The organism is Streptomyces sp. NPDC017991, assembly GCF_044328075.1.
Classification (GTDB): Bacteria; Actinomycetota; Actinomycetes; order Streptomycetales; family Streptomycetaceae; genus Streptomyces.
The window spans coordinates 61516-87330 of the sequence record NZ_JBIRGP010000021.1 but is presented as its reverse complement, the minus strand read 5'-3'; the positions used below and the strand labels follow the sequence as shown (position 1 = coordinate 87330).

Below are 25815 nucleotides of genomic sequence, written 5' to 3'. Positions count from 1 at the left end.
ATGGGAGAGTCCCGGCACCACCACTCCGCCGACCGCACGCTCGAAGCCCTCGGCCTGGCCGTGGCGCCGCGCGAGGACCCCCTGGTCTATCCCGGCACCTGGCCCGCGGAGTCGGGGCTCCTCGACGGGGACCGGCTGCTGCCCCTGACCCGCCGCACGTTCCCGGGCCGGGTGCCCGTCCTCGCGGTCGGCTCGAACGCCTCTCCCGCGCAGCTCCGGCACAAGATGCGCCAGTACGAGTTGTCGTCCCCGATCCCCCTGGTGAAGGCGCGGGTCACCGGGCTGAAGATCGGCGTCTCGGCGCACGTCAGCGCCCTGGGATACGTGTCCGCGTCGCCCTTTCGCGCCCCCGGGCACACCCGGGAACTGTTCCTCACCTGGCTGGACCCGGCCCAGCTGGCCGCGATCGACGCGAGCGAGGGAGTCACGAGGCCGTCGGGTGCGTACGATCGCGTGCTGCTGCCTTCGGCAGGCTTCCGCGTCGAGCCGGAGCCGGGCGGGCCGGGTGCACCGGGTGAGCCGAGCGGGCCGGGTGCGCCGCTCGACGGTGTCCACCTGTATGTGAACCGTCACGGTGTCCTCCGGGACGGCACCGGGAAGCCGCGCGAGCACCCCGGCGAGCGTCGGCTGCTCACCGAACTCCTCGCGGAATCAACGGGGTTGCGGAAGCTGTTCGGGGCCACGCCCGAGGAGTTCTGCTCCCGGGCCCGCGGCGACCTGCGGCTCTGCGCCGAGGGGACCCGGCTCTTCGCCCGGGAGGGGCGCACGACGGCTTCCGGCCTGGAGAAGTACGTACGCGGTCAGCAGACGGGCAGTCCTGGCACCGGTGCGTCGTTGTCGCCGCCCTGGATGTAGACGTCGCTGACATAGACGCCGGTGTTGCCGCTGTCGTCGTCGGTCTTCGCCCACCAGGTGTTCGTCCACTTCCCGGAGGTCTCGCGGCGCCCCAGGTTCTGCTGGCAGTAGAAGTAGTTGGTGCCGGAGTTGAGCGTGCCCGCCCGCGCTCCCGCGGCGGTGTACGACGCCGCGGTCTTCCAGACCTGGCAGTTGTACTTGCCGCCCCCGATGGCATGGCAGACCGGTGCGGGGCCCGCGGTCTCCCCGCCGCCCGAACTCCCGCCCGTGGTACCGCCCTTGGTGGCTCCGGGCGAGGCAGCGGGTGCCTTGTCCGTCGGCTCGGCGTCCTCGGTGCGGTCGGCGTCCTGCGTGGCATCCGGCTTGTCGCCCGGGGGCGACGACTTCTTCTTGTCGGCCTGTTCCGTGGGCTTCCTGTCGTCCGTCAGGTCGACCGAGCCTCGGGTGGCGCCCGGGGAGGCGGTGCCGTCCGCGTCCCGGGAGGTCCCGGCCCTCGCGGCGGACCCGGACTCGCCGGAGTCCGTCAGCTGGGCGACGATGACGCCGGTCGAGGCCAGCACGACGGCGACGGCCGCGCCGACGAGCAGGACGCGTCCCCTGCCGCGTCGGGGATCGGCGGGCGTGGCGGGGTCGGCAGTGACCGGGGTGACCTGCGCGGCCGGGGCGGCCGGAGCGGCCGACTGCGGCATCGGCTGGGGCGGCCCGAATCCCGGTGGTATCACCGGTACGCTCCGCTCGGTCGCGTCCCGTACCGGGGGCGCGGGCGCCCTCAGCCCGCGGGTCGCCGAGTCCTGGCCGGTCGGGTCCTGGCCGGTCGGGTGATCGTCGGTCGCCGCCGCCACCGCTTCCAGGAGCTCACTCGCGCGGCCGGCCTCCGGGCGGGACTCGGGCTGCTTGTGCATCAGCTGTCGCAGGACGGGACCCAGCGGCCCGGCCCGTCGCGGTTCCGGCAGCGGTTCGACGACGATCGCCGTGAGCGTGGACCACGTGGAGGTGCGGCGGAACGGCGAGGACCCCTCGACGGCCGCGTAGAGCGTGGCACCGAGCGCCCAGATGTCGGAGGCGGGGCCCGGCTCGTACCCCTGGGCCCGTTCGGGTGCCAGGTAGTCCAGGGAACCGACCAGTTCGCCGCTGCGCGTGAGATGCGTGGTGGAGCCGTCGCCGGGGTCCTCCATCGTGGCGATGCCGAAGTCCGTGAGGACGACCCGCCCCGAACGGTCGAGCAGGATGTTGCCCGGCTTCACGTCGCGGTGCAGGACCCCGGCCCGGTGGGCCGCGGCGAGCGCGTCCATGACCTTCGCACCGATCCCGGCGGCCTCGCGGGCGCCGATCGTGCCGCGCTCGCGCAGGACGTCGTCCAGGGACGGCCCGTCCACCAGCTCCATGACGATGAGCGGGCGGCCGTCGATCTCCGCCACGTCGTGCACGGCGATCACACCGGGGTGGCGCACCCGGGCCGCCGCCCGGGCCTCGCGCTGCATCCGCAGTCCCAGGCCAGCGAGTTCGGGTGCGTCCGCGTCCGTGTAGGTGCGCAGTTCCTTGACGGCCACCTCGCGGCCGAGCACCTCGTCGCGGGCCCGCCAGACCACGCCCATTCCGCCGCGGCCCAGTGGGGCCACGACACGGTAGCGGCCGGCCAGGAGCCGCCCGGTCCCGTCCGGCTGTTCGCTCTCCCCGGGCCGGCTCTTCTCTCCCGGCTGCTGGTTCTCCCCCGCAGACACCGCTGCCCCGTTCCTGTGACACGTCAATGAAGTGCCGCCCACAGTACGGGGCCCGGGTGACGGCGAGCGCCGGCGGTAAGGGCTGTGACAGGGCCGCTACTTGGCCGAGACAGTCAGGTCGGCCCGCCTCGGTACGGCGAAGCCCTCCAGGTCCGCGCGCGTGAGCCCGGTCGCGCGTGCCACCTCCGCGATGTCGAGGGCCCCGCAGTCCAGGCCGCGCAGCAGATAGCCGCTGAGCGCCTTGGCGGTGGCGGGCTCGTCCATCACGTCGCCGCCGGCACGGTTGGCGTACGCGACGAGGCGGGCCGCGGCCTGCTCGAACCCTTCGCGGTAGAAGGCGAACACTGCCGCGTACCGGGTCGGGAGGTGCCCGGGGTGCATGTCCCAGCCCTGGTAGTAGGCGCGGGCGAGGGCGCGGCGGGTGAGTCCGAAGTGCAGGCGCCAGGCGTCGTGGACCTTCGCCGTCGGGCCGACCGGCAGCACGTTGGTGGAACCGTCCGAGACCCGTACGCCGGTGCCCGCGGCCGCCACCTGCATGATCGCCTTGGCATGGTCGGCGGCCGGGTGGTCGCTCGCCTGGTAGGCGGCGGAGACCCCGAGGCAGGCGCTGTAGTCGAAGGTCCCGTAGTGCAGGCCGCTCGCGCGGCCCCCGGCGGCCTGGATCATCCGGGCGACGGTCGCCGTGCCGTCGGTGGCGAGGATGGACTGGCTGGTCTCGATCTGGATCTCGAACCCGATCCGGCCCCGCTCCAGACCGTGCGCCTTCTCGAACTCCTCCAGGAGCCGCACCATCGCGGTGACCTGCTCCGCGTACGTGACCTTCGGCAGGGTCAGCACCAGCCCGTCGGGCAGTCCGCCGGCCTCCATCAGCCCGGTGAGGAAGATGTCGAGCGTGCGGATGCCCCGGTCGCGGACCGGCGCCTCCATGCACTTCATCCGAATACCCATGTAGGGGGCGGCCGTGCCGTCCCGGTACGCCTCCGTGATCAGCCGCGCGGCGCGGGCCGCGGTCTCGTCCTCCTCGGCGTCGGGACGCGGCCCGTAGCCGTCCTCGAAGTCGACGCGCAGGTCTTCGATCGGTTCGCGCTCCAGCTTGGCGCGTACGCGGGCGTACACGGGCTCCGCGAGGTCGTCGGAGAGGCCGAGGACGGCGGCGAAGGAGTCCGCGTCGGGCGCGTGCCGGTCGAGGGCGGCGAGGGCCTGGTCGCCCCAGGAGCGGATGGTGTCCGCGGCGAAGGCGTCGCCCGGGACGTACACGGTGTGGACGGGCTGGCGGGTGCCGGGGTCTCCGGGGTAGCGGCGCTCCAACTCGGCGTCGACCGGGGCGAGGGAGGCGCTGATCTCCTCGCTGACGGCGCCGGCGAGGCTCGTCGTCACCTTCTCCTGCTGACCCTGACCCATTCCACACCCTCCTGTTTTCCGCTCAGCGGAATCAACTATCCGTAGAGCGAAGTTATCCGCGACCTTCTGGCTGGTCAACACCCTCATTCCAGCGCTCCCGCAATGAGATCCTCCCCCGACCCCCTCCCGGAACACGCGCGGACTTCCCCCGGGGTCCATCCCGGCATCTCGACATGTTCACGCCCAACTTCGAGACTGCGAGGCGCACGACTCGACCGGCATCCGTGCAGAACCGGTCCGCACCACAGACCGGCATTGGCCACAGAAGGAGCATCCCGTGCCCCGTCACAGCCGAGTCACGCGCCGCCTGGGACTCAGGACCGCGCTCGCCACCGCGGTCGCCCTGCCCCTGTCCAGTACAGCGCTCTCCAGGTCGCCCGCCTCGGCGGCGGACCGCCGCGGCCACCTGGAGGTCATGTCCTTCAACCTGCGGTACGCGAGCACCGCCGAACCCAACAGCTGGGCCGTCCGCCGCCCTGTCACCCGTGCACTGCTGCGCCGGGAGCGACTGCACGTCATCGGCACCCAGGAAGGCCTCCACCAGCAGGTGCGCGACATCGCGACGGACCTCGGCGCGCACTACGACTGGATCGGCACGGGCCGCGCGGGCGGCAGCCGGGACGAGTTCATGACGGTCTTCTACGACACCCGCAGACTCGCCCCGGTCGAGTACGACCACTTCTGGCTCTCGGACACGCCCGCCGTCATCGGCTCGAACACCTGGGGCGGCGGCTCCATACGCATGGTCACCTGGGTCCGCTTCCGTGATCTGCGGGACGGGCAGCGGGAGTTCTACTTCCTCAACACGCACCTGGACAACGCGAGCCAGAACGCACGCGCGCGGGCCGCGTCCCTGATCGCCGAGCGGATCACGGGGCTCGACCGGTCCCTGCCGCTGGTGGTGACCGGCGACTTCAACGTCGCCGCCCACAAGAACCCGGTCTACGACACGATGCTGGGCGCCGGCCTCGTCGACACCTGGGAGACGGCGGCCGAGCGGAGCAGGCTGTACGCGACGTTCCACGGGTACCGGCCGCTGACCCCGGACGGCGACCGCATCGACTGGATCCTCGCCTCGCCCGGGGTGAGCGCGCACCGGGCGTCGATCGACACCTTCTCCGTGGACGGGCAGTTCCCGAGCGACCACCTGCCCGTACAGGCGTCCCTGACCCTGGGCTGAGCAGTGCCCGCACGCCGTGAGGCCCCCTCGACCGACACGGTCGAGGGGGCCTCACCCAGACAAGGAGAGCGCTCAGCCCTTGCGGGTCTTGATTTCTTCGGTGAGTTGCGGGACGACCTCGAAGAGGTCGCCGACGACGCCGTAGTCGACGAGGTCGAAGATCGGGGCTTCGGCGTCCTTGTTGACTGCCACGATCGTCTTCGAGGTCTGCATGCCGGCGCGGTGCTGGATCGCGCCGGAGATGCCGTTGGCGATGTACAGCTGCGGGGACACGCTCTTGCCGGTCTGGCCCACCTGGTTGGTGTGCGGGTACCAGCCGGCGTCCACGGCGGCGCGCGAGGCGCCGACGGCCGCGCCGAGGGAGTCGGCGAGTGCCTCGATGATGGCGAAGTTCTCGCTGCCGTTGACGCCACGGCCGCCGGAGACCACGATCGCGGCCTCGGTCAGGTCCGGGCGGCCCGTCGATGCGCGCGGGGTGCGGCCGGTGACCTTGGTGCCGGTGGCAGCCGCGGAGAAGGTCACGGACAGCGCCTCGACGGTGCCGGCGGCCGGGGCGGCCTCGACGGGGGCCGAGTTGGGCTTGACGGTGATGACCGGGGTGCCCTTGGAGACCCGGGTCTTCGTGGAGTACGAGGCGGCGAACACCGACTGGGTGGCCACCGGGCCGGAGTCGCCGGCCTCGACGTCGACGGCGTCGGTGATGACACCCGAGCCGATGCGCAGCGCGAGGCGGGCGGCGATCTCCTTGGCCTCGGCGGACGAGGGGACCAGCACGGCGGCCAGGGAGCCCGCGGCGGACACGGCCCCGACGGCGGCCTGCAGCGCGTCCACCTTCGGTACGACGAGGTAGTCGGCGTACTCGGCGGCCTCGTCGGTGAGTACCTTGACGGCGCCGTGTTCGGCGAGCGTGGCGGCGGTGTCCGCGGCGCCGGCGCCGAGCGCGACGGCGACCGGGTCGCCGATGCGGCGGGCCAGTGTCAGCAGTTCCAGGGTGGGCTTGCGGACGGAGCCGTCCACGTGGTCGACGTAGACGAGAACTTCAGCCATGGGACTTCTTCTCTCCTGCTTGCGGAAGATGAGGGGCGGGCGGCAACCGCGGGCTCGGACGGACTCCTGGCCCGCGAGGCTCGGCTTAGACGAACTTGCGCTCCGCGAGGAAGGCGGCGAGCTGCTTGCCGCCCTCGCCCTCGTCCTTGACGATCGTGCCCGCGGTGCGCGCCGGCCGCTCGGTGGCGGAGTCGACCCTGGTCCAGGAGCCTTCGAGACCGACCTCGTCGGCCTCGATCTCCAGGTCTTCGAGGTCCCAGGACTCGACGGGCTTCTTCTTGGCGGCCATGATGCCCTTGAAGGACGGGTAACGCGCCTCGCCCGACTGGTCGGTGACCGACACGACGGCGGGCAGGGACGCCTCAAGCTGCTCGGAGGCGCTGTCGCCGTCACGGCGGCCCCTGACGACGCCGTCCGCGACGGAGACCTCGGAGAGCAGCGTGATCTGCGGGACGCCCAGGCGCTCGGCTACCAGGGCCGGGAGCACGCCCATGGTGCCGTCGGTGGAGGCCATGCCGGAGATGACCAGGTCGTAGCCGGCCTTCTCGATCGCCTTGGCCAGCACCAGCGAGGTGCCGATCGCGTCGGTGCCGTGCAGATCGTCGTCCTCGACGTGGATGGCCTTGTCCGCGCCCATCGACAGCGCCTTGCGCAGCGCGTCCTTCGCGTCCTCGGGGCCCACGGTCAGCACGGTGATCTCCGCGTCGTCCGCTTCGCCGGCGATCTGCAGTGCCTGCTCGACCGCGTACTCGTCGAGCTCCGACAGCAGGCCGTCCACGTCGTCACGGTCGACGGTCAGGTCCTCGGCGAAGTGCCGGTCGCCAGTGGCGTCGGGCACGTACTTAACAGTGACAACGATCCTCAAGCTCACGCCGGCTCTCCTACTGCATCGTCTTTTCTGGGCTGCCTGCCTACGGGCAGCATAGGCGCCTGAAGCGGCCGTTCCCGGTGGGGGCGACCCGCGCTCCGGGCGAAATATTACTCGCCAGTACGCGCTTCTACGGTCCCGTAGCTGGTTCCCTCTAAGCAAGCGCTTTGAACTGTGACCTTCGCAACGCAGCGTAATCGGAACTCGACGTGTTCGCAGACGGGGGCGGGCAGGGTGGGCCGGGCGGCCGGACACACCCGCCCCCGAGCGCGCTATTCCCTCAGCGCGTTGAACCGCCCCTGGTGGTACAGCAGCGGGCGTCCGGCACCGGCGGGGTCCCCGAGCACCACCTCGGCGAGCACGACGCGATGATCCCCGGCGGGAACACGGGTGACGACCCGGCACACGAGCCAGGCGAGGACGTCGTCGAGCACGGGAACGCCTTCGGGGCCCTCCCGCCAGGCGGTGGGCTCGCCGAAGCGGTCGGCGCCGCTGCTGGCGAAGGTGGCGGCCAGTTCCCGCTGATGCTCGCCGAGCAGGTGGACGCCCACATGGTCCGTCCGCGAGACGGCCGGCCAGCTGGAGGCGCCGGTGCCGATACCGAAGGAGATCAACGGGGGCTCGGCGGACACGGAGGCGAGCGAGGTGGCGGTGAAGCCGACAGGGCCCTCGTCGCCGCGCGCGGTGATCACGGCGACACCGGCGGCGTGCTGCCGGAAGACGGAGCGGAGCAGGTCCGGGGAGGCGAGTCGGGAGGTACGGAGATCGGGCGTGGCCGTCATGGAGTCGTCCTTCTGCGCGAGGCCGGCGGGGGTCCTGGGCTGCTCAGCAGCCCGGACAGCGCCCGCCCGCACCGCGGACAGGGGCCGCGGCGGAATGGCGTTCACGCGCGAACAGGTCGAAGGGAGGGAGTTCCATGGGCATACGGTCAGACTGACGATAGCTGGCTGATGCAGTCAAGTGCGTCCCGGCAGGTGGGAGATGCGTCACCGAGGGCCTCCAGCCTCACGATCAGGGGCTTTTGGATGATCAGGGTGGTCCGGATGACGAGGGTCTGCCGGATGATCAGGTGGTGCCGACCGCCTCACCGAGCGCGGCGATCACATCCGCCTTGCGCGGCTGTCCGGTGGCGCGGCGCACGACGCGACCCTCGGCGTCGAGGACGAGCACGGTCGGCGTCTTGAGGATCTCCAGTTCGCGGACGAGTCCGAGACGGCTTTCGGCGTCGATCTCGACGTGCCGCACGCCCGGAACCAGCTCGGCGACCTCGCCGAGCACCCTGCGGGTCGCCCTGCAGGGGGCGCAGAAGGCGCTGGAGAACTGGACGAGGGTGGCCCGTTCCCCGAGGCCCTCGCCCAACTCGGCCGCGCCCAGCCGTTTTCCGTCGTCCCGCCCACGCACTACGACCCTCCCGCTCCGACGTCGGTTCAGCACTCCGTAGGCGCTCGCCAGGGCGAGCACCACCACACACACCGCGAGTCCGGTCATCCCCGGCTTCAGCGTTCACGAGGCTGTAAAGATTCCCCGGCCCGCGGAAGTCCTCCCCGCGGAATACTCGATTCATGGACATCGATGCACGTGGGCCGCGTTTCGGAGCGGCCGTGACGACCGCGGTACTGGCGGTCGTACTGATCACCGGCAGTGCCTGGCTGCTGGCCTGGCAGACGCTGGTGTTCGCGCTCGGCGCGGTGGGCGGCGCGGGCCGCTCCCCGTACGGTCTGCTGTTCCGCGGGGTCGTGCGTCCACGCCTCGCGCCGCCCACGGAGTTCGAGGCGCCCGAGCCGCCGCGGTTCGCGCAGGCGGTCGGGTTCGCGTTCGCGGCGATCGGTCTCCTCGGCCTCACCGTGGGCCCCGAGTGGCTCGGACTCGCCGCGACCGGGGCGGCGCTCGCGGCGGCGTTTCTCAACGCGGCGTTCGGGTATTGCGTCGGGTGCGAGATGTACCTGCTCGTACGGCGGGTGGCGGTTCGCGCAAAGTAAAGGCGACGTAAAACACCGAGGTGGATCAAGGGTTACGTGACGAGGATCTCGCCAATCTCAGGCACCAGGGCTGGTCACTCGTCCGTTCTTCGGGCACGATCTGCGCAATGCCGTAAACCTACGGCAGCGTAAGTTTCCCGCCGGGAGCACCCCTTCCCAGGCAGAACAGAGAGAAGGGTCCACTCCGTTCATGGCTGAGCTTGCCTACCGTCCCGCCATCGGTCTCGCCCAGACGTTGTTCAAGGCCTGGGACCTGAAGATCGATCTCAAGGGGACGGAGAACATCCCGCGCACGGGCGGTGCGGTGCTGGTGAGCAACCACATCAGCTATCTGGACTTCATCTTCGACGGTCTCGCCGCCCTGCCGCAGAAGCGCCTCGTCCGTTTCATGGCCAAGGAGTCGGTGTTCCGGCACAGGATCTCGGGCCCGCTGATGCGCAACATGAAGCACATCCCCGTGGACCGCAAGCAGGGAGAGACGGCGTACGCCCACGCGCTGGCCTCACTGCGGTCCGGTGAAATCGTCGGCGTCTTCCCCGAGGCCACGATCTCCCAGTCCTTCACCCTGAAGAGCTTCAAGTCGGGTGCGGCGCGCATGGCCCAGGAGGCGGGCGTCCCGCTGATCCCGATGGCCGTGTGGGGTACGCAGCGGCTGTGGACCAAGGGCCACCCGCGCAACTTCAAGCGCAGCCACACCCCGATCACCATCCGGGTCGGCGAGGCGATCGAGGCCTCCCGCGACAAGTACGCGGGCGCGATCACCCGGCAGGTGCGCGAGCGCGTACAGGAGCTCCTGGAAGCCGCGCAGCGCGCCTACCCCGTACGCCCCAAGGGCCCGGACGACACCTGGTGGATGCCGGCGCACCTCGGCGGTACGGCGCCGACCCCCGAAGAAGTGAAGGCCTCCGAGGCCCGCTGAGCGCGCGGCGCTCCGCCGACGACGGGCGGGCCGCCCGCGGGCCCGCCGACTCAGAGCTCGGTGGGAAGCGACTCCCACAGGTGTGGGCGGTCCCGGGCGGCCTTGAGCGCGGCCAGGACGGCCGGGTGCGGTTCGGCGTACAGCTCCGGGTAGTCCAGCTCGTGCGCCTCCGGGTCGGGCGTGAAGGCCAGGCGCTCGCCGTCGAGGGAGAAACGGGCGTCCACGCCCGGTTTGTTGCCCCGGGGGTCCTGCCGGTGCCAGGCACCGTTGAAGCGGACCGCGACGAGTCCGTGCACCACGTCGAACTTCTGGTAGCAGAACGCCGTCGGGATGTCCTCGGCTCGCAGCAGGGCGGCCAGGGCGTGGGCCTTGGCGTAGCAGATGCCCGTACCCCGCTCCAGGACGTCGGAGGCGCGCCAGGTGACGCGCGGGTCGCCGGAGTCCTGGGAGTGCGGGATGGTGTCGCGCACGAACTCGAACGCGGCCTGTGCATAGGCATACGAGTCGGCGACCTCGCCCGCCAGCCGCGCGGACACCTCTCGCACGATCGGATGATGGTGGTCGATGGCCTCGTCCGCGGCCAGATAGGCGGACAGGTCGGGGTTTTCCTGGATCAGCTCCATACCTGCAGAGCATAGGAAGACGATCACCCGGCGTCAATTACTTTTCCAGGCATCCGCATATCTATGCATGACTCTCCAGGCCGTCAGCTCGCCATCTCCTCCTTGAGCGCCGCCACGAATCCGTCGACGTCGTCCTCGGTCGTGTCGAACGCGCACATCCAGCGGACGTCTCCCGCGGCCTCGTCCCAGAAGTAGAAGCGGTAGCGCTTCTGCAGCCGTTCACTCACGTCGTGGGGCAACCGGGCGAAGACCGCGTTGGCCTGCACCGGGTACAGGATCTCGACGCCGTGCACCGCGCGCACACCCTCGGCGAGGCGCTGGGCCATCTCGTTGGCGTGGCGGGCGTTGCGCAGCCACAGGTCCTTGGCGAGCAGGGCCTCCAACTGCACCGACACGAAGCGCGCCTTGGAGGCGAGCTGCATCGACAGCTTGCGCAGGTGCTTCATGTGGCTGACGGCGTCCCGGTTCAGGACGACGACGGCCTCACCGAACAGCGCGCCGTTCTTGGTGCCGCCGAAGGACAGGACGTCCACGCCGACCGCGTTGGTGAACGCCCGCATCGGTACGTCCAGGGAGGCGGCCGCGTTGGCTATCCGGGCGCCGTCGAGGTGCACCTTCATGCCGTGCCCGTGGGCGTGCTCGCAGATGGCGCGGACCTCGTCGGGCGTGTACACCGTGCCCAGTTCGGTGTTCTGGGTGATCGACACCACCTGCGGCATCGCCCGGTGCTCGTCGTCCCAGCCGTAGGCCTGCCGGTCGATCAGCTCGGGGGTGAGCTTGCCGTCGGGCGTGGCCACCGTGAGCAGCTTGAGCCCGCCCATGCGCTCGGGAGCACCGCCCTCGTCGACGTTGATGTGCGCGCTCTCCGCGCAGATCACCGCGCCCCAGCGGTCGGTGAGCGCCTGCAGTGCCACGACGTTGGCGCCCGTGCCGTTGAAGACGGGGAACGCCTCGGCGCCCGCGCCGAAGTGCCCGCGCATCACCTGCTGGAGGTGGCCGGTGTAGTCGTCCTCGCCGTACGCGATCTGGTGGCCGCCGTTGGCGAGGGCCAGGGCGGCGAGCACCTCGGGGTGGGCCCCGGCGTAGTTGTCGCTCGCGAAGCCGCGCACCTGCGGGTCGTGGCGCCGCCGGGCATCCGTCCTCGGTGGGTTCACGGCTTCTCGGTCAGCCACAGACGCTTTCCGTTCACTTCGGGGGCGGGCTGCTCCCAGACACCGGTGATGGACTCGGCGAGATCCTTGACGTCCGTGAAGCCCGCGAACTTCGCGTTCGGGCGCTCGGCGCGCATCGCGTCGTGCACCAGCGCCTTCACGACCAGGATGGCGGCTGCGGACGTCGGCCCTTCGGCGCCCTCGGAGATGCCCGCCTTGCGGAAGTAGTCGGCCATGGCCAGCGTCCACGCCTCGGCGGCGGCCTTGGCGGCCGCGTACGCGGCGTTGCCCGCGGTGGGCTTGCCGGCGCCCGCGGCGCTGATCAGGACGTACCGGCCGCGGTCGCTGCGCTGCAGTGCCTCGTGGAAGGCGAGGGAGGTGTGCTGCACGGTACGGATGAGCAGCAGTTCCAGCAGGTCCCAGTCGTCGAGACTGGTCTTGGTGAAGGTCTCGCTGCCGCGCCAGCCGCCGACGAGGTGGACCAGTCCGTCGACGCGCCCGAACTCCTTCTCGGTGCGCGTCGCCCAGTCCTTGGCCGAGTCCCGGTCGAGGAGGTCGACCGTGTCGCCGACGACGGTGGCGCCGCCGTGCGCGTAGCGGGCCGCGTCCACGGCCTCGGCCAGTCGCTCCGGGTCGTTGTCGGACCCGACGACCACGGCCCCGGCCTCGGCGAGCCGCAGCAGGGTCGCCCGGCCCACCGGACCGCCCGCGCCGGCCACCGCGATCACCGCGCCGCTCAGTGCCCCGCCGTTACCGTTCCCCATGGTCTTCGCCTCCTGAGCAGTGTTACGGACGCGGTCGCTCACGCGGCCACCCGCTCGGCACTCGCGGCGGTGATGCCCCGGGTACTGGCGATCACGTTCTTGAGCTTCTTCGAGAGTGCCTCATAGAACATGCTCAGGGGAAACTCGTCCGGAAGCACGTCGTCCACCAGTTTTCGCGGCGGCAGCGTCAGATCGAGGGCGTCGGGGCCCTTGGCCCAGCGGGATCCCGGGTGCGGGGAAAGGTACTGGGAGACCAGCTCGTACGCGGCGAACCAGTGGACCAGTTTCGGACGGTCGATGCCGTCGCGGTACAGCTTCTCGATCTCGGCGCACAGCTCGTTGGTGACCTGCGGGGCGCGCTGCCAGTCGATGAAGAGCTTGTTGTCGGTCCAGCGCACGACATCGTGCTTGTGCAGGTAGGCGAAGAGCAGCTGTCCGCCGAGGCCGTCGTAGTTGCGGACGCGGTCGCCGGTCACGGGGAAGCGGAACATCCGGTCGAAGAGCACCGCGTACTGCACGTCGCGGCCCTGCGGGAAGCCGTCGGCCTCCAGCCCCACGGCCTCACGGAAGGCGGTGAGGTCGCAGCGCAGCTCCTCCAGGCCGTACATCCAGAACGGCTGGCGCTGCTTGATCATGAAGGGGTCGAAGGGCAGGTCGCCGTGGCTGTGGGTACGGTCGTGGACCATGTCCCACAGGACGAAGGCCTGCTCGCAGCGTGCCTGGTCGCCGACCATCTCGCGGATGTCGTCGGGCAGTTCGAGGCCGAGCGTGCCGACGGCGGCCTCGGTGACCTTGCGGAAGCGGGCGGCCTCGCGGTCGCAGAAGATACCGCCCCAGCTGAACCGCTCCGGGGCCTCGCGCACGGCGATGGTCTCGGGGAAGAGGACGGCCGAGTTGGTGTCGTACCCGGCGGTGAAGTCCTCGAAGGTGATGCCGCAGAACAACGGGTTGTCGTAGCGGGTGCGCTCCAGCTCGGCCAGCCAGTCGGGCCACACCATGCGAAGGACGACCGCCTCGAAGTTGCGGTCCGGATTCCCGTTCTGCGTGTACATGGGGAAGAGGACCAGGTGTTCGAGGCCGTCCTCGCGGTGCGCCGCCGGCTGGAAGGCCAGCAGCGAGTCGAGGAAGTCGGGCACCTTGAAGCCGCCGTCGGCCCAGCGGCGCAGGTCCTCGACGAGCGCCGCGTGGTACTCGGCGTCGTGCGAGACGAGCGGCGACAGCTCCTGGACGGCGTCCATGACCCGGCGCACGGCCAGGTCGGCGTCGGCCGGATCGGGGGCGCTCTCGGCGTCGAAGTCGATCGACCCGTCCTTGGACTGCCATGGCCGGATCCGCTCCACGGCATCCTTGAGCACGGGCCAGGCCGGGTGGCTCACCACCCTGCTCCGGGGAGGAATCCGCTCCTCCGCACCCACCTGCACAAGAATTTCCGTCATGACCCACCTTCCACGGGAGAACCTCGCGTATGAACACCGTATGCGTGGAGGACTCTCCGGGACAAGTGGAGCATCGGGAGATTATCCTGCCCCCTTGCAACTTCACCGCTATTTTTCCTGCGGGACACCCTGGGGGCGAATACTTCCGCCGTCAGCCGGGTACCTGCCGGAGTTCGGGTGACCGGCTGCCGGTAGCCGGCCCGACGTCCGGTCAACCGGCCGGGGACTCGCCCACGCGGGGGTGAGCCGCGAAGGGGTGGGCAGGGCCCGTTCCCCCGCGCCGACAGGGCTCATTCCCGGCCACCGGAGCGGGTACAAGGTCCGTCGGGGCCATTAGGCTGCGGCCTTGCCGCGTGGGCACGGGACCGCCGTGCGCGGCAGCCGAGCCGCCGTCGACGGAAGCGGAGTCAACCCTTGAACTTCCTCACCATCGGTCATCGCGGGATCATGGGTGTCGAACCGGAGAACACCCTTCGTTCCTTCACCGCCGCCCAGCAGGCGGGCCTCGACCTGATCGAGCTGGATCTGCATCTGAGCAAGGACGGCGCGCTCGTCGTCATGCACGACGCCGACGTGGACCGTACGACCGACGGTTCGGGGCCGATCGCCGAGAAGACCCTCGCGGAGCTGCGCGTGCTGGACGCGGGTCGCGGTGAGCGCGTCCCGGTCTTCGAGGAGGTCCTGGACGCCGTCACGGCCCCGCTCCAGGCAGAGATCAAGGACGTGGCCGCGGCCCGGGCGCTGGCCGAGGTGATGAACCGGCGCGACCTGGTCGGCCGGGTCGAGGTGCTGTCCTTCCACGACGAGGCCGTCGCCGAGATCGCGCGGCTCGTGCCGGGCGTCCGTACGGCGCTGGTCGCCAGCCGCTATGGCATCGATGTCGTCGAGCGGGCGACCGCGGTCGGCGCCACGACCCTGGTGCTGAACATCCGGCGGCTGACGCTGGAGGTCGTCGAGCGCGCCCGCAAGGCGGATCTGCGGATCATCGGCTGGGTCGTGAACACCCAGGACCATCTGCGGCTGGTCCGCGCCCTGGAGCTGGACGGCGCGACCACCGACTACCCGGAGATCAAGCGCACCGGCCGCTTCACGGCGTAGTCACCGACGCGGGGCTGCGGCGTGACGATGGTACGAGCGGCTTCGTCAGGAGCTCGAACTGCAGGTCGTCGCGCTGCGGCACACCGAACCGCTCGTCGCCGTAGGGGAAGGGAGTCATCTCTCCCGTACGGCGGTAGCCGCGCCGTTCGTACCAGGCGATGAGGTCCTCGCGCACGGAGATCACGGTCATGTGCATCTCCTTGGCGTCCCAGGTCTCGCCGGCCAGCCGCTCCGCCTCGGCGATGATCACCTTGCCTAGACCTGCCCCCTGGAGGGCGGGGCTGACCGCGAACATGCCGAAGTAGGCGTGCCTGCCCCGGTGTTCGAGCTGACAGCAGGCGACCGTCGTGCCGTCGCGCTCGACGATCAGCAGCCGGCTGTCGGGCGACTCGATGACGGCGAGGACGCCTTCCGGGTCCGTCCGCCGGCCCTGGAGGATGTCCGCCTCGGTGGTCCAGCCGGTCCGGCTGGAGTCCCCTCGGTAGGCCGACTCGATCAGTGCGACCAGGGCGTCCACGTCGGTGTCGACGGCGTCCCGGAAGGTCAGTCCGTCGGGAGCGGTGGGCATGGAGCGGTTCTCCGATCTCGGGCGCGGCGCGGCTCGGCCATGGACGAGAGTAACCCCTGCCTTCACTCCCCCTACGCTGGGGACTCATGGTGCATGTACTGAGCAGTCGGACCTTGCTCCGCCCCTCCGATCCCGAGCGTTCCCACGCCTTCTACGGCGAGAAGCTCGGGCTGCCCGTCTACCGCGAGTTCGGCACGGGACCCGAGCGCGGCACCGTCTACTTCCTCGGCGGCGGCTTCCTCGAAGTCTCGGGCCGTTCCGCGGAACCGCCCTCCCCTGCCGTCGAGCTGTGGCTTCAGGTGGCCGACGTGCGGGCGGCGTACGAGGAACTCGTGGCCGCCGGTGTCGAGGTGGACCGGCCGCCGGTGAAGGAGCCGTGGGGGCTCGTCGAGATGTGGCTCACGGATCCGGACGGCACGCGGATCGCGGTGGTGGAGGTGCCGTCGGACCATCCGCTGCGGTACCGGCCCTGAGGGACCGGGCACGGTGACTCGGCGGGCCCGGCGGGCCGAGCCCGCCGTCAGCGCCGGGCCGCTCGCGGCGGCGGCCGGCGGCCGCGGCCGACGGTGGTGACAGCGGTCGACGGTGGTGACTGCGGCCGACGGTGGTGGCGCCCGATCACCGTTCCCCGGCCGGGCGGGCAGGCGGGCAGGCGTTACTGCCGGCAGAGGCAGAACGGGTGGCCCGCCGGATCCGCGTACACGCGAAAGCCCCGGCGGCCGTCCTCGTCGTCCAGGTCGAGCGGGGTGGCGCCGAGGGCCAGTACCTGCGCCTCGGCCTCGTCCATGTCCGGCACGTCGAAGTCCAGGTGCAGCTGCTGGGAGCCGCCGTCGGCGCTCGGCCAGTCCGGCGGGCGGTGGTCCGGGGCCCGCTGGAAGGAGATGCGATGGCCGCCGGGCACGCGAAGGTCGTACCAGTCGTCGCTGTACCGACTCACCTCGCCGCCCAGGACGCCCGCGTAGAACTCCGCCAGCGCGGGCGGATCCGGGCAGTCGAGGGCTACGAGGCTGTACGTGGCGATGGCCATGGTGGTCCCTTCGCTTCGGCGTTCACAGGTCCTTCAGCGCGGGCAGCAGCTTCTTCTCCGCCCAGTCCAGGAAGGGGAACTGGTGGTCTCCCCCGATCTGGACGAGGGCGACCTCGGTGAAGCCCGCCTCGACGTAGGGGCGGACGGCCTCGACGAAGGCGTCCACGTCGTCGCCGCACGGGACGCTCTCGGCGACGTCCTCGGGCCGGACGAGCTGGGTGGCCGTGTCGAAGCTCGCCGGGCCCGGAAGTTCGGAGTTGACCGGCCAGCCGCCCAGCGACCAGCGGAACTGCTCGTGCGCCCGCGCCACCGCGGCATCCCTGTCGGTGTCGAAGCAGACGGGCAGCTGGCCCACCCTGGGCTTGCCGCTGCCGCCGTGCCGGTCGAAGGACTCGATCAGTTCGGCCTTCGGCTCGGTCGCGATCACCAGGTCGGCCAGCCGCCCCGCGAGGGCGCAGGAGCGTTCGCCCGAGACGGCGACACCGATGGGCGTCGGCTCGTCCGGCAGATCGAAGAGCTTGGCGTTCTCCACGTCGAAGTGCGTTCCGTGGTGGTTCACGTTCTTGCCCTCGAACAGCGCGCGGATGATCTCGACGGCCTCTTCCAGCATTTCGAGGCGCACGTGGGCGGCGGGCCAACCACCGCCCACCACATGCTCGTTGAGGTTCTCGCCGGAGCCGAGCCCGAGCCGGAAGCGGCCCTCGGCGAGCAGCTGCGTGGTGGCGGCCTTCTGCGCGACGACCGCCGGGTGGTAGCGGGTCGTCGGACAGGTCACGTACGTCATGAGGGGGATCGTGGAAGTGGCCTGCGCGGCGGCCCCGAGAACGCTCCACGCGTACGGCGCGTGTCCCTGCTCGGCCAGCCAGGGGAAGTAGTGGTCGGACGTGACCGAGAAGTCGAAGCCCACCTTCTCGGCGGCCAACACGTGCTGTACGAGCTCGCGCGGCCCGGCCTGTTCGGTCATCATCGTGTATCCGATTTGCACCATATATTCCTAGTAGCCGGTCGAGGTGACCCGAAACGTTCTCCCTTCGGGCGGCACCCGAGTGCCCGTACCTCGACGGTCCAGTCATCCGGCGGGACGAACGCGCGCGGGTCGGGGCGCCGGTGCGGATGGAGGCGCGGGTGCGGGTGCAGGCGTGGGTGCGGGTCAGTCGACCGGGTGGCCGGCGGCGATGTGGCTCACATCGCTCAGCCGCAACGGCTCCTCGCCGATTCTGCCGGTTGTGCCGGTCGTACCGCTTCCGGCGGGCCCGCCCGTTCCGCGGGTCCCGTCATCGGCTCCGGACGCGATCGGGCCGAGCAGGAAGCCCACATGATCACCGGCGTCCACGCGCCCCTCGACCTGCCCCACGAACCAGGCGGGCACCCCGTCCAGCACGGGGACGCCACCCGGCCCGGGGGTCCACGCCGCGCGGGTGAACTTGTCGACCCGGTGCCCGCTCCCGTCCACGCCGTCCCCGGTCTCTCCTCCGAACAGCTCCGCGAGCGCGTACTGGTCCCGGCCGAGCAGATGCACGGCGAGCCGCGGGGCCGAGCGGGCCACCCGGTAGGTGCGGTTGGCCTTCGACAGCCACACCATGAAACGGGCCGGCCGGATCGAGCACTGCGCGGCGAAACCCACCAGACAGCCCGCCCGCTCCCCGTCGGCGTGGACCGTCACCACGTAGACCGGGGTGTCGAGCCGGTCGAGGAACGGCTCCATGGACCCGGCCGCCCCCGAATTCCCCACCATCCCCGGGTCCCCCGCCCTTCGCCGAAGTCCTCGTCTGCGCGGAACGCTCCATCACCTCTGAAAACTCCGCACCCGACGTCTCAGTGGCTGCCGAGACCGCCGCTCCCGAAGCCGCCGCTGCTGTTCCGGCTCCACCGGCGCCGCTTCTGGTTCCTGGCCCGCCGCGTGGACATGTTGCCCGAGGAACGCAGCTCATGCGGGGTGAGGACGCTGCCGTCGTGCGGCATCTCGTCGGGCTCGCGCATCTCCGAGATCTCGTGGACCGCGCCGGTCTCGGGCAGCCGGGGCTGGTCCTCGGGTCGCGGCGGACCGGGTTCCCGGCCGCGCACCCGCATGCCCCACCACACCGCGACGACCAGCATGGCCGTGACCAGAAGTCCCACCACGAGGGGTCCCACGACGAAGGGCGCCGAACCGGCCACGACCTCGTGCGGGATCGCTGCGTCCCTGCCGAAGCTCTCCATAAAGGCGCGAGTACCCGCGCAGAACGACCCAAACAAGGCGGGGCCGGTAGGCGGGTCGCGGTGTGCCGGGAGCCGCCGGGGGTACGGGGAGGGGATGCGAATGGGTGTACTCGACGTCGGCTCGAACACGGTACGGCTTGTGATCGCGGAAACGGATGGTGCGGTTCCGCTTCCCGTGCACACCGCCAAGCGTCAGCTGCGTCTCTCCGCCCATGTGGAGCGGGGCGGCCATCTGCCGACGAAACAGGTGGACCGGCTGGTGGAAGCGGTGCGGGACACCCGGGCGGAGGGCAGGCGGTGGGGGGTGAGCAGGCCGTTCGCGTTCGCCACCGCCATCGTGCGGGACGCCCCGAACCGCGACGAGATCCTCGGCCGGATCGCCGCGGAGTCGGGGGTGGCGCTGCACGTGCTGCCCGGCGAGGTGGAGGCCGAGCTGACCTTCCTGGCCGCGCGACGCTGGATGGGCTGGCGCGCCGGACCGCTGGCCCTGCTGGACATCGGGGGCGGATCGTTCGAGGTCGCCTTCGGCCGGAGCAGGCTGCCCGACTTCGCCATCGCGCTGCCCCTGGGCGCCAACCGGCTGACCCGTGAGTTCTTCCGCGGCCAGGACCCGCCGTCGCCGCACCGGACCCGGCTGCTGCGCCGGCACGTACGCCATCAGCTGCGCGATGTCGCGGCCCGCATCCGCTGGGAGGCACCACGGACGGCGGTCGTCACCTCGCGGACGTTCCAGCAGCTGGGACGGCTGTGCGGGGCGGCTCCCGGCCGGTCCGGGCCCTTCACCACCAGGACCATGACCCGCTCCGACCTGGGCAGGGCCGTGCAGCAGCTGGCGGTGCTGCCGGCCGCGGAGCGCGCTCTCCTGCCCGGTATCTCCCTCGCGCGCTCCGGGCAGTCCCTGGCCGGAGCGATCGTCGCGCACACCACGATGAAACTGATGGGCATCGACGAGGTGACCATCTGCCCTTGGGCGCTGCGTGAAGGGGTGCTGCTGCGCTGTATCGAGGACGGCAGCTCCGAGTGGTGGGACTCGTACAGCCTGGAGGCCCAGGAGAGCGCGGCGTCGGCGGCGACGCCGCTGGTGCTCCGCCCCCTGCGCGGGGCGGAGCCGACGGCCGCGTCGGCCCCCTCGTCCTCGGCCCGACGCCCGGGCTGACAACCGGCGCTCGCGCTGTGCGGTGCGGGCCGTTCACGTGGTGCGGGCCGTCACGCGGTGCAGGTCGTCATGTGGTGCAGGCCGTCCCGTTGAGGGTGAAGGCCGTGGGCGCGGTGTTGCCGCCGGACCAGGAGCCGTTGAAGCCGAAGGTGACGGCGGCGCCCGGTGCGATGGCCGCGTTGTAGCTCGCGTTGGCGGCGGTGACGGCCGAGCCGGACTGGGTGACGGTCGCGTTCCACGCCTGCGTCACGCTCTGCCCGGCGGGCCAGCTCCACGCCAGCCGCCAGCCGTCGACGGCGGTGGTGCTCGTGTTCCTGACCGTCACCTGCGCGGTGAAGCCGGTGTTCCACTGGCTCTGCACGGCGTACGCGACCGCGCAGGCTCCCACCGGCTCGGGCGTACCGTCGTCCACCCAGCCGAGCGCCTCGGCGATGCCGTAATAGGCGGGCTTGGGCTGGAAGTTCTCGTCGTACGGGGTCGCCGCGCCGTACCCGGTGAACACGTCCGGGATCCATGAGTCGGAGTCGGTGAACCCCCAGACGGTGATGCCCTCGCAGCGCGCCACGGCGACGCAGGCGGCGGTGACCGCCTTGTACTCGGCCTTCTGCTGGGCGAGTTGGGCGGTCGTGGGCGGGACGGTCATACGGATGTCGAGTTCGGTGATCGCGACGTCCACGCCGAGGTCGGCGAAGCGCTGGATGTTGGCCTGGAGCGTGGACGGCACCTGCCCGAGGATCAGGTGGGCCTGCAGTCCCACGCCGTCGATCGGGACGCCCTGCTCCTTGAGCGACTTGACGAGGTTGTAGAGCGCGGTGCTCTTCGCGTTGACGCCCTCGACGTTGTAGTCGTTGACGTACAGCTTCGCGGCCGGGTCGGCGGCGCGGGCGGCCCGCAGCGCGTCGGCTATGTACGAGTCGCCGATCGCCGACTGGAAGACCGACTGCCTGCGCGTACCGTCCTCGTTGAACGGCTCGTTGACGACGTCCCAGTGGTCGATGCGGCCCTGGTAGCGGCCCGCCTCGGTGGCGATGTGGTCGGTCATCACGGTCCGCAGGGTGTCGGCGGTCCAGGTGCCGTTGCTGACCCAGTCGGGGAGTTGGCTGTGCCAGACCAGGGTGTGGCCGCGGACCTTCTGGGCGTGGGCCTCGGCGAAGGCGACCACGGCGTCGGCGCCGGACCAGTTGAAGCTGCCGCGGGTCGCCTCGACCGAGCCCCACTTCATCTCGTTGCCCGGCGTGATGGAGTCGAACTGTTCGCCGGTGATCGTGCCGTAGGTGCCGTTGAGCTTGGAGGCCGTGACGGCCGTCCCGTAGTAGATGCCCTTGGCGGCGGCGAGATCCCGCAGTACGGGCTCGGCGGCGGCCTGGCGGTTCGTGGCGGCCGGTTCGGGGCCGGCGGCGTGACCGGAGGGGGCTCCCCCGACCACGAGCGAGGCCGCGGCCAGGATCGCGGACGCGGCTCTCCGTAAGCTCTGGGGCTTCATGGACGTCCCTCTCATGATGGCTTCACGTCGCTTCCGGAATTTCCGGAAGACCTCTGCAAAGTTTCGAGAGTGCGTCCGGAACGGTAGAGGCGTACGGGGTGACCGTCAACGGAGGTGGGGCAGTTGACCGAGGAGGACACCGGGGACGCCGGGGACGGCAGGGCTCGGGAGGGCCGGGGCAAGGTCACGATCACGGAGATCGCCCGGGAGGCGGGGGTCTCCGTACCGACCGTGTCGCGGGTGGTCAACGGCCGGTCGGACGTGGCGCCGGGCACGCGCGCCCGGGTGGAGGACCTGCTGCATCTGCACGGCTACCGCAGACGGCCGCCCGGCGCGCGGGTGCGGGCCGCGCTGATCGACCTGGTCTTCGACGACCTCGACAGCCCCTGGGCGGTGGAGATCATCCGGGGCGTGGAGGAGGTGGCGCACGCGGCGGGCGTCGGGACGGTCGTCTCCGCGATCCACGGACGATCGGGGGACGCCCGCCGGTGGATGACCAATCTGCGGGCGCGCGCCTCGGACGGCGTCATCCTGGTCACGTCAGTCCTGGAACCCGTCCTCCACGAGGAACTGCGCCGTCTCGGGGTCCCGCTCGTGGTGGTCGATCCGGCGGGCTCCCCCGCCCTGGACGCGCCCACGGTGGGGGTCACCAACTGGGCCGGCGGGATGGCCGCCACCGAGCATCTGGTGCGGCTCGGTCACCGCAGGATCGGGTTCGTGGCGGGGCCGCCCAGGCTGCTCTGCTCGCGGGCCCGCCTGGACGGCTACCGCGCTGCCCTGGACCGGGCGGGGATCGCCGTCGACGAGTCGCTGATCGTGCCCGGGGACTTCTACCCCGAGTCCGGGTTCGCCGGCTGCGCCGCTCTTCTGGACCTCGACCGGCCGCCCACGGCCCTCTTCGCGGCGAGCGACCAGATGGCGATGGGGGCCGTCGAGGCGTTGCGCCGGCGCGGGCTGCGCGTCCCGGAGGACATGAGTGTGGTGGGTTTCGACGACCTTCCGGAAGTCCGCTGGTCGGCTCCGCCGCTCACGACGGTCCGCCAGCCCCTCGCGGAGATGGGCAAACTCGCGGTCCGCACGGTTCTGAGGCTCACCCGGGGCGAACACCCTGACTCGCCCCGGGTGGAGCTGGCCACGGAACTGGTCGTACGGTCCAGCACGGCGCCACGGTCCTGACGGCGCGGCCTTCCCGGGCGTGGAGTGTTTCACAGTGCGGGCCGGTGGGGGCCTGTCGCGCCGTTCCCCGCGCCCCTTGAGGGCGCCTGCCCGGCAGCGGTGAGCGAGAGAGGTCAGGCGCGTGGGGCGCCCAGGCGGCCCTCCAGTTGGACCAGGAGGTCGCCGAGCAGGACCGCGAGTTCGCGTTGGCCGGTGTCGTCGAGGCCGGACAGGACCGTCGTCTCGTACGAGAGCTGTTCGGGGAGGATGCCGTCGACGAGGGCGCGGCCGGCGTCCGTGAGGCGGACATGGGCGACGCGGCGGTCACGGGTGTCGCCGCGCCGCTCGACGAGACCACGCTCGGCCAGCTGCTTGAGCCGCTTGGTGACGGCGGCGCCGGAGGAGAAGGTCTCCCGGGCCAGCTCGCCCGGTGTCAGTTCGAGGCCCGTGCGGCGCAGTGCGCCGAGGAGGTCGAACTCGGGGCGGGTGAGTCCGGCGTGCCGCAGCGGCGCGTCCTCGGCCTGCTGCAGGAGCGCGGCACACCGGTTGATACGGCCGATGACCTCCATGGGTCCGGTGTCGAGCTCGGGATGGACCGTCCGCCACTGCCGGACCACCGCGGCGACCGTGTCGCCCGGGACCGGCCGTCCCGCCTTGGCACCCCCGTGCGGCCCGCCACCGGCGGTGTCGGCGCCGACCGCCCTCCGACCGTTCGCTGCCGTCATGCCTCTGCGTCCTCCAGAACGTGCGGTCCCTGCCGTCGTACCGTCGCCGCGAGCGTACGGTGTCCGGCCTGCTCCGCCAGCATCACCCGCTCCTGCGGCAGGGCGCGCTGCCACCACTCGCCGGCCGCCGCGTCGGCCGTGGCACGCAGCTCGACGAGTGCGGCGGCCAGGCGTCGGCGGGCGGCCTCCAGGGCGCCGGGGCCTGGACCGGGACCCGGGCCGGGGCCGGGCCACTCGGCGGCGGCCAGCCGTGCCGCGTACTCGCGGGCGCGCTCCACGGTGTCGAGAGCGTCCTCGACGCGGTCGCCTGCGCGCCGGTTGGTGACGGCGACCGCGGTCACGAAACCGACGGCCGCGCCGACCAGCGTGTCCACGACCCGGTCCGTCATCAGCCCGCCGGGCTCCTGGAAGCCCGTGAACTCGGTGATCAGCAGAGCCATCGGGGTCACGCAGATGCTGCCGAGCCAGTAGTTGCGGGTGATCAGTGCCTCCGCGCCGAAGTTGAAGGCGAGGCAGCACAGGACCAGGGCGGCGGGGCCGAGGTGGGCGAGCGGGGCGACGGCCGCGAAGAGGAGGACGCCGACCAGGTTGCCGACGACGCGCTGGACCCCTCGGCTCCAGGTCAGCGTGAGGTTCGCCTGGTAGAGCGAGGCCGCGGTGACCAGGGCCCAGTACGGGCGGCCGACGCCGAGCGCCAGGGACACGTAACCGGCGAGGGCGCAGCCGAGAGCGGTGCGCAGGGCGAGCGGGAGGAGGGGGCCCAGCCTGCCGGTCCACCCTCTCTCGTCGCTCTTCCCGGCAGCCGGTCCGGCCTCCAGCAACTCGACCTCCACGCCGAGCAGTTCATCGGCGTCCCGTCCGGACGCCACACGGGGTACGGGTTGCGTGCCGCGCAGATCGCGCGCCCAGGAGCGCAGCCGGGCGGGGTCCGCGTCGGCGGGAGCCGCGAGCGCGACCTCGGCCCGCACGACGAGCCGTTCGAGCGTGCGGCGGGGCTCCGGGCGCGCCCCGCCGGCCAGGAGCGACTGCCAGGCGGCGTGCACGGCGGCGGCAGCGGCGACGCGGGCCCGCTCGTGGCCCGCCTCGCCGCGTACGCCGGAGGCGGACACCGGCTCGTACGCGGTCACGTATCCGGCAGCGGCGTTCAGGGCGCGGGCCGTGGCCCGGCGCTCGGGTCCGTGCGGGCGCACGAGGCCCGGCGCCATACCGACGAGCCAGGCCCAGGCGCCCGCCGCGGCGGCGAGGGCGAGATGACCGGGGACCTGGCCGAGCGTCTGGGGCGCGAAGAGCGAGGCGGAGCTGATGAAGGAGAAGATCACCGGCCCGGGCGGGCCGATCCGCGTCAGGTCGCACACTGCCTTGTGCGCGGCGGCGAGCAGCGCGCCGACGGCGACCAGGACCACGGCGGAGGACGTGAGCGAGGCCGTGACCAGGGCGACCGCGACCGAGGCGAGCATGCCGAGGACGACCCGGGCGAGGACACGGCCGCGGGCCGCGTACGGCAGGTTGTGGGCGTAGAGCGCGCAGAGCGAGCCGGCCATGGAGTACAGGGCGAGGTCCAGCCGGCCCAGCGCCAGCAGCGTCAGGTTCGGCACCCCGACCGCGACGACCACGCTCAGCGCGGGCTTGAACCAGATGTCGGAGGGGCGGTCGAGGCGCAGGACGCCCACGAGGGGCAGTCGGCGGACGGGGGTGGCGCGGTGGCGGGGACGGACACTGCTCATACCCACAAGGTTAGCAGGTGTTTTACTCATAAAAGATTCGGGACGGCCGGAGCCCGGATCTGCCGCGCACCCCCCGCACGCTCCCCATGTACGCCGTTGCGCTCGCTTGCGCCCGCCTGCCTCCGCTTGCACGCCGCCCGGCCGGGGCATCACTTCGACCGGACTGTCCGACACCGTCGAGCGGGGAGGTGCGCGGTGCACGGACCGGGGGCGGGATCGTCCGGTTGGCTGCTCGTCGCGCTGTGCACGGCGACCGGGGCCTACTGCCTGCTTCGTATGCGCAGCAAGGTCGAGGAGCAGCGCCGCACCGCGGGCGGCGAGGCGCTGATGGGCTTCGGCATGGCCGCGATGGCGGTGCCCGCGGCGGTACCGGCGCTGCCGCGCTGGGCCTGGGCCGTCTACGCGGCCGTGTTCGGGGCGGCGGCGCTGCGCGCCCTGTGGGCGGCGCGGAGCAGCGCCCACCATCTGCACCACCTGGTGGGTGCCTTCGCCATGGTCTACATGGCCGCGACGGCGGCGAGCGGGACACATGCCGGGATTCCCGTCCTGACCGGGGTGCTGCTCCTGTACTTCACGGCGTACGTGCTGTGGACCGGGACACGGCTCGTACCGGTCGCGGCCGGCGCTCCGGCGGGAGACCTGGGTGGGCCCGGCTGGGGCGACCGGCTGGAGCTGGCGCGGGCCTGCCGACTCTCCATGGGCATCGGAATGCTGGCGATGCTTCTCACTCTCTGAG

27 protein-coding genes are annotated in these 25815 nt (G+C 71.6%); 9 read left to right on the top strand and 18 right to left on the bottom strand.

The features are described 5' to 3' along the window. On the top strand, positions 1-855 hold the full coding sequence (locus ACH4DZ_RS41715; protein ID WP_398294558.1) for a hypothetical protein: 855 nt from the start codon (positions 1-3) through the stop codon (positions 853-855). On the opposite strand, the gene ACH4DZ_RS41710 is transcribed toward ACH4DZ_RS41715, so the two are convergent. Both ACH4DZ_RS41710 and ACH4DZ_RS41705 read right to left on the bottom strand, forming a co-directional pair. After that, complete coding sequence (locus ACH4DZ_RS41710) at positions 801-2576, bottom strand: protein kinase (RefSeq protein WP_398294556.1); 1776 nt, start codon at positions 2574-2576, stop codon at positions 801-803. The two genes, ACH4DZ_RS41715 and ACH4DZ_RS41710, sit on opposite strands and share 55 nt — an antisense overlap. A gap of 96 nt (positions 2577-2672) precedes the next feature. Beyond that, on the bottom strand, positions 2673-3977 hold the full coding sequence (locus ACH4DZ_RS41705; protein WP_398294554.1) for a DUF6986 family protein: 1305 nt from the start codon (positions 3975-3977) through the stop codon (positions 2673-2675). 277 nt (positions 3978-4254) lie between these two features. On the opposite strand from ACH4DZ_RS41705, the gene ACH4DZ_RS41700 reads away from it, so the two are divergent. Beyond that, positions 4255-5157: an endonuclease/exonuclease/phosphatase family protein gene (locus ACH4DZ_RS41700; RefSeq protein ID WP_398294552.1), complete on the top strand. Its 903-nt coding sequence runs from the start codon at positions 4255-4257 to the stop codon at positions 5155-5157. Positions 5158-5229: 72 nt separating this feature from the next. Here the strand turns inward: ACH4DZ_RS41700 and ACH4DZ_RS41695 are convergent, their stop codons facing one another. The 4 genes from ACH4DZ_RS41695 to ACH4DZ_RS41680 all read right to left on the bottom strand — a co-directional run bounded on the left by ACH4DZ_RS41695 (position 5230) and on the right by ACH4DZ_RS41680 (position 8560). Then, positions 5230-6204, bottom strand: a complete 975-nt coding sequence (locus ACH4DZ_RS41695; protein ID WP_398294550.1) for an electron transfer flavoprotein subunit alpha/FixB family protein — start codon at positions 6202-6204, stop codon at positions 5230-5232. An 85-nt stretch (positions 6205-6289) separates the two neighbouring features. Further along, complete coding sequence (locus ACH4DZ_RS41690; RefSeq protein ID WP_398294549.1) at positions 6290-7075, bottom strand: electron transfer flavoprotein subunit beta/FixA family protein; 786 nt, start codon at positions 7073-7075, stop codon at positions 6290-6292. Positions 7076-7344: 269 nt separating this feature from the next. Continuing rightward, on the bottom strand, positions 7345-7854 hold the full coding sequence (locus tag ACH4DZ_RS41685; protein ID WP_398294547.1) for a flavin reductase family protein: 510 nt from the start codon (positions 7852-7854) through the stop codon (positions 7345-7347). Between the two features lie 283 nt (positions 7855-8137). Next, positions 8138-8560: a TlpA family protein disulfide reductase gene (locus ACH4DZ_RS41680; protein ID WP_398294545.1), complete on the bottom strand. Its 423-nt coding sequence runs from the start codon at positions 8558-8560 to the stop codon at positions 8138-8140. Between the two features lie 74 nt (positions 8561-8634). On the opposite strand from ACH4DZ_RS41680, the gene ACH4DZ_RS41675 reads away from it, so the two are divergent. Both ACH4DZ_RS41675 and ACH4DZ_RS41670 read left to right on the top strand, forming a co-directional pair. Continuing rightward, positions 8635-9051, top strand: a complete 417-nt coding sequence (locus tag ACH4DZ_RS41675) for a DUF4395 domain-containing protein (protein WP_398294543.1) — start codon at positions 8635-8637, stop codon at positions 9049-9051. 190 nt (positions 9052-9241) lie between these two features. Beyond that, complete coding sequence (locus ACH4DZ_RS41670) at positions 9242-9970, top strand: 1-acyl-sn-glycerol-3-phosphate acyltransferase (RefSeq protein WP_210890802.1); 729 nt, start codon at positions 9242-9244, stop codon at positions 9968-9970. A gap of 50 nt (positions 9971-10020) precedes the next feature. Here ACH4DZ_RS41670 and ACH4DZ_RS41665 read toward each other — a convergent pair whose 3' ends face one another. The 4 genes from ACH4DZ_RS41665 to ACH4DZ_RS41650 all read right to left on the bottom strand — a co-directional run bounded on the left by ACH4DZ_RS41665 (position 10021) and on the right by ACH4DZ_RS41650 (position 13944). After that, positions 10021-10593 carry a transglutaminase domain-containing protein gene (locus ACH4DZ_RS41665; protein WP_398294541.1) on the bottom strand — a complete coding sequence of 191 codons (573 nt, stop codon included), beginning with the start codon at positions 10591-10593 and terminating at the stop codon, positions 10021-10023. An 83-nt stretch (positions 10594-10676) separates the two neighbouring features. Then, positions 10677-11747 (bottom strand): threonine aldolase family protein, encoded by a 1071-nt coding sequence (locus ACH4DZ_RS41660; RefSeq protein ID WP_398294590.1) that lies wholly within the window; start codon positions 11745-11747, stop codon positions 10677-10679. Beyond that, on the bottom strand, positions 11744-12508 hold the full coding sequence (locus tag ACH4DZ_RS41655) for an SDR family NAD(P)-dependent oxidoreductase (RefSeq protein ID WP_398294539.1): 765 nt from the start codon (positions 12506-12508) through the stop codon (positions 11744-11746). The genes ACH4DZ_RS41660 and ACH4DZ_RS41655 overlap by 4 nt, the downstream gene beginning before the upstream one ends. Positions 12509-12546: 38 nt before the next feature. Then, a complete protein-coding gene (locus tag ACH4DZ_RS41650) occupies positions 12547-13944 on the bottom strand; it encodes a DUF6421 family protein (RefSeq protein WP_398294537.1) in 1398 nt (465 codons plus the stop codon). 414 nt (positions 13945-14358) lie between these two features. On the opposite strand from ACH4DZ_RS41650, the gene ACH4DZ_RS41645 reads away from it, so the two are divergent. Beyond that, entirely contained in the window at positions 14359-15042 is a 684-nt protein-coding gene (locus tag ACH4DZ_RS41645) for a glycerophosphodiester phosphodiesterase family protein (RefSeq protein WP_189773929.1), read from the top strand. On the opposite strand, the gene ACH4DZ_RS41640 is transcribed toward ACH4DZ_RS41645, so the two are convergent. Then, positions 15032-15610 (bottom strand): GNAT family N-acetyltransferase, encoded by a 579-nt coding sequence (locus ACH4DZ_RS41640; RefSeq protein ID WP_398294535.1) that lies wholly within the window; start codon positions 15608-15610, stop codon positions 15032-15034. The two genes, ACH4DZ_RS41645 and ACH4DZ_RS41640, sit on opposite strands and share 11 nt — an antisense overlap. 86 nt (positions 15611-15696) lie before the next feature. On the opposite strand from ACH4DZ_RS41640, the gene ACH4DZ_RS41635 reads away from it, so the two are divergent. Beyond that, positions 15697-16083, top strand: a complete 387-nt coding sequence (locus ACH4DZ_RS41635; protein ID WP_398294533.1) for a VOC family protein — start codon at positions 15697-15699, stop codon at positions 16081-16083. Positions 16084-16265: 182 nt separating this feature from the next. Here ACH4DZ_RS41635 and ACH4DZ_RS41630 read toward each other — a convergent pair whose 3' ends face one another. From ACH4DZ_RS41630 to ACH4DZ_RS41615, 4 genes are all read right to left on the bottom strand, one after another. After that, positions 16266-16637, bottom strand: coding sequence for a VOC family protein (locus tag ACH4DZ_RS41630; RefSeq protein ID WP_398294531.1), 372 nt, complete (start codon positions 16635-16637; stop codon positions 16266-16268). Between the two features lie 22 nt (positions 16638-16659). Continuing rightward, positions 16660-17625, bottom strand: a complete 966-nt coding sequence (locus ACH4DZ_RS41625; RefSeq protein WP_398294529.1) for an LLM class F420-dependent oxidoreductase — start codon at positions 17623-17625, stop codon at positions 16660-16662. Between the two features lie 162 nt (positions 17626-17787). Then, positions 17788-18372, bottom strand: coding sequence for a flavin reductase family protein (locus tag ACH4DZ_RS41620; protein WP_398294527.1), 585 nt, complete (start codon positions 18370-18372; stop codon positions 17788-17790). A gap of 80 nt (positions 18373-18452) precedes the next feature. Next, on the bottom strand, positions 18453-18836 hold the full coding sequence (locus ACH4DZ_RS41615) for a DUF6479 family protein (RefSeq protein ID WP_398294525.1): 384 nt from the start codon (positions 18834-18836) through the stop codon (positions 18453-18455). 94 nt (positions 18837-18930) lie between these two features. Here ACH4DZ_RS41615 and ACH4DZ_RS41610 point away from each other — a divergent pair, with 94 nt between their 5' ends. Next, the gene (locus ACH4DZ_RS41610) at positions 18931-19992 is read left to right on the top strand and encodes a Ppx/GppA family phosphatase (protein WP_398294523.1); all 1062 of its coding nucleotides are present in this window, start codon (positions 18931-18933) and stop codon (positions 19990-19992) included. Positions 19993-20059: 67 nt separating this feature from the next. Here the strand turns inward: ACH4DZ_RS41610 and ACH4DZ_RS41605 are convergent, their stop codons facing one another. Next, positions 20060-21475 carry an endo-1,4-beta-xylanase gene (locus ACH4DZ_RS41605; protein WP_398294521.1) on the bottom strand — a complete coding sequence of 472 codons (1416 nt, stop codon included), beginning with the start codon at positions 21473-21475 and terminating at the stop codon, positions 20060-20062. Positions 21476-21598: 123 nt separating this feature from the next. Between ACH4DZ_RS41605 and ACH4DZ_RS41600 the strand changes: the two genes are divergently transcribed. Next, complete coding sequence (locus ACH4DZ_RS41600; protein ID WP_398294519.1) at positions 21599-22651, top strand: LacI family DNA-binding transcriptional regulator; 1053 nt, start codon at positions 21599-21601, stop codon at positions 22649-22651. A gap of 113 nt (positions 22652-22764) precedes the next feature. Here ACH4DZ_RS41600 and ACH4DZ_RS41595 read toward each other — a convergent pair whose 3' ends face one another. Both ACH4DZ_RS41595 and ACH4DZ_RS41590 read right to left on the bottom strand, forming a co-directional pair. Continuing rightward, positions 22765-23355, bottom strand: a complete 591-nt coding sequence (locus ACH4DZ_RS41595) for a MarR family winged helix-turn-helix transcriptional regulator (RefSeq protein WP_398294517.1) — start codon at positions 23353-23355, stop codon at positions 22765-22767. Continuing rightward, the gene (locus ACH4DZ_RS41590; RefSeq protein WP_398294515.1) at positions 23352-25079 is read right to left on the bottom strand and encodes an FUSC family protein; all 1728 of its coding nucleotides are present in this window, start codon (positions 25077-25079) and stop codon (positions 23352-23354) included. Before ACH4DZ_RS41590 ends, ACH4DZ_RS41595 begins: the two co-directional genes overlap by 4 nt. A gap of 195 nt (positions 25080-25274) precedes the next feature. Here ACH4DZ_RS41590 and ACH4DZ_RS41585 point away from each other — a divergent pair, with 195 nt between their 5' ends. Beyond that, a complete protein-coding gene (locus tag ACH4DZ_RS41585; protein ID WP_398294514.1) occupies positions 25275-25814 on the top strand; it encodes a DUF5134 domain-containing protein in 540 nt (179 codons plus the stop codon). Position 25815: the final 1 nt, after the last annotated feature.

Coding starts and splice junctions, on each gene's coding strand:
- ACH4DZ_RS41655 (WP_398294539.1), bottom strand. CDS start 12,508: ATGGGGAACGGTAACGGCGGGGCACTGAGCGGCGCGGTGATCGCGGTG.
- ACH4DZ_RS41695 (WP_398294550.1), bottom strand. CDS start 6,204: ATGGCTGAAGTTCTCGTCTACGTCGACCACGTGGACGGCTCCGTCCGC.
- ACH4DZ_RS41705 (WP_398294554.1), bottom strand. CDS start 3,977: ATGGGTCAGGGTCAGCAGGAGAAGGTGACGACGAGCCTCGCCGGCGCC.
- ACH4DZ_RS41685 (WP_398294547.1), bottom strand. CDS start 7,854: ATGACGGCCACGCCCGATCTCCGTACCTCCCGACTCGCCTCCCCGGAC.
- ACH4DZ_RS41665 (WP_398294541.1), bottom strand. CDS start 10,593: ATGGAGCTGATCCAGGAAAACCCCGACCTGTCCGCCTATCTGGCCGCG.
- ACH4DZ_RS41670 (WP_210890802.1), top strand. CDS start 9,242: ATGGCTGAGCTTGCCTACCGTCCCGCCATCGGTCTCGCCCAGACGTTG.
- ACH4DZ_RS41620 (WP_398294527.1), bottom strand. CDS start 18,372: ATGGTGGGGAATTCGGGGGCGGCCGGGTCCATGGAGCCGTTCCTCGAC.
- ACH4DZ_RS41715 (WP_398294558.1), top strand. CDS start 1: ATGGGAGAGTCCCGGCACCACCACTCCGCCGACCGCACGCTCGAAGCC.
- ACH4DZ_RS41650 (WP_398294537.1), bottom strand. CDS start 13,944: ATGACGGAAATTCTTGTGCAGGTGGGTGCGGAGGAGCGGATTCCTCCC.
- ACH4DZ_RS41680 (WP_398294545.1), bottom strand. CDS start 8,560: ATGACCGGACTCGCGGTGTGTGTGGTGGTGCTCGCCCTGGCGAGCGCC.
- ACH4DZ_RS41595 (WP_398294517.1), bottom strand. CDS start 23,355: ATGACGGCAGCGAACGGTCGGAGGGCGGTCGGCGCCGACACCGCCGGT.
- ACH4DZ_RS41635 (WP_398294533.1), top strand. CDS start 15,697: ATGGTGCATGTACTGAGCAGTCGGACCTTGCTCCGCCCCTCCGATCCC.
- ACH4DZ_RS41590 (WP_398294515.1), bottom strand. CDS start 25,079: ATGAGCAGTGTCCGTCCCCGCCACCGCGCCACCCCCGTCCGCCGACTG.
- ACH4DZ_RS41625 (WP_398294529.1), bottom strand. CDS start 17,625: ATGGTGCAAATCGGATACACGATGATGACCGAACAGGCCGGGCCGCGC.
- ACH4DZ_RS41630 (WP_398294531.1), bottom strand. CDS start 16,637: ATGGCCATCGCCACGTACAGCCTCGTAGCCCTCGACTGCCCGGATCCG.
- ACH4DZ_RS41605 (WP_398294521.1), bottom strand. CDS start 21,475: ATGAAGCCCCAGAGCTTACGGAGAGCCGCGTCCGCGATCCTGGCCGCG.
- ACH4DZ_RS41640 (WP_398294535.1), bottom strand. CDS start 15,610: ATGCCCACCGCTCCCGACGGACTGACCTTCCGGGACGCCGTCGACACC.
- ACH4DZ_RS41675 (WP_398294543.1), top strand. CDS start 8,635: ATGGACATCGATGCACGTGGGCCGCGTTTCGGAGCGGCCGTGACGACC.
- ACH4DZ_RS41610 (WP_398294523.1), top strand. CDS start 18,931: ATGCGAATGGGTGTACTCGACGTCGGCTCGAACACGGTACGGCTTGTG.
- ACH4DZ_RS41615 (WP_398294525.1), bottom strand. CDS start 18,836: ATGGAGAGCTTCGGCAGGGACGCAGCGATCCCGCACGAGGTCGTGGCC.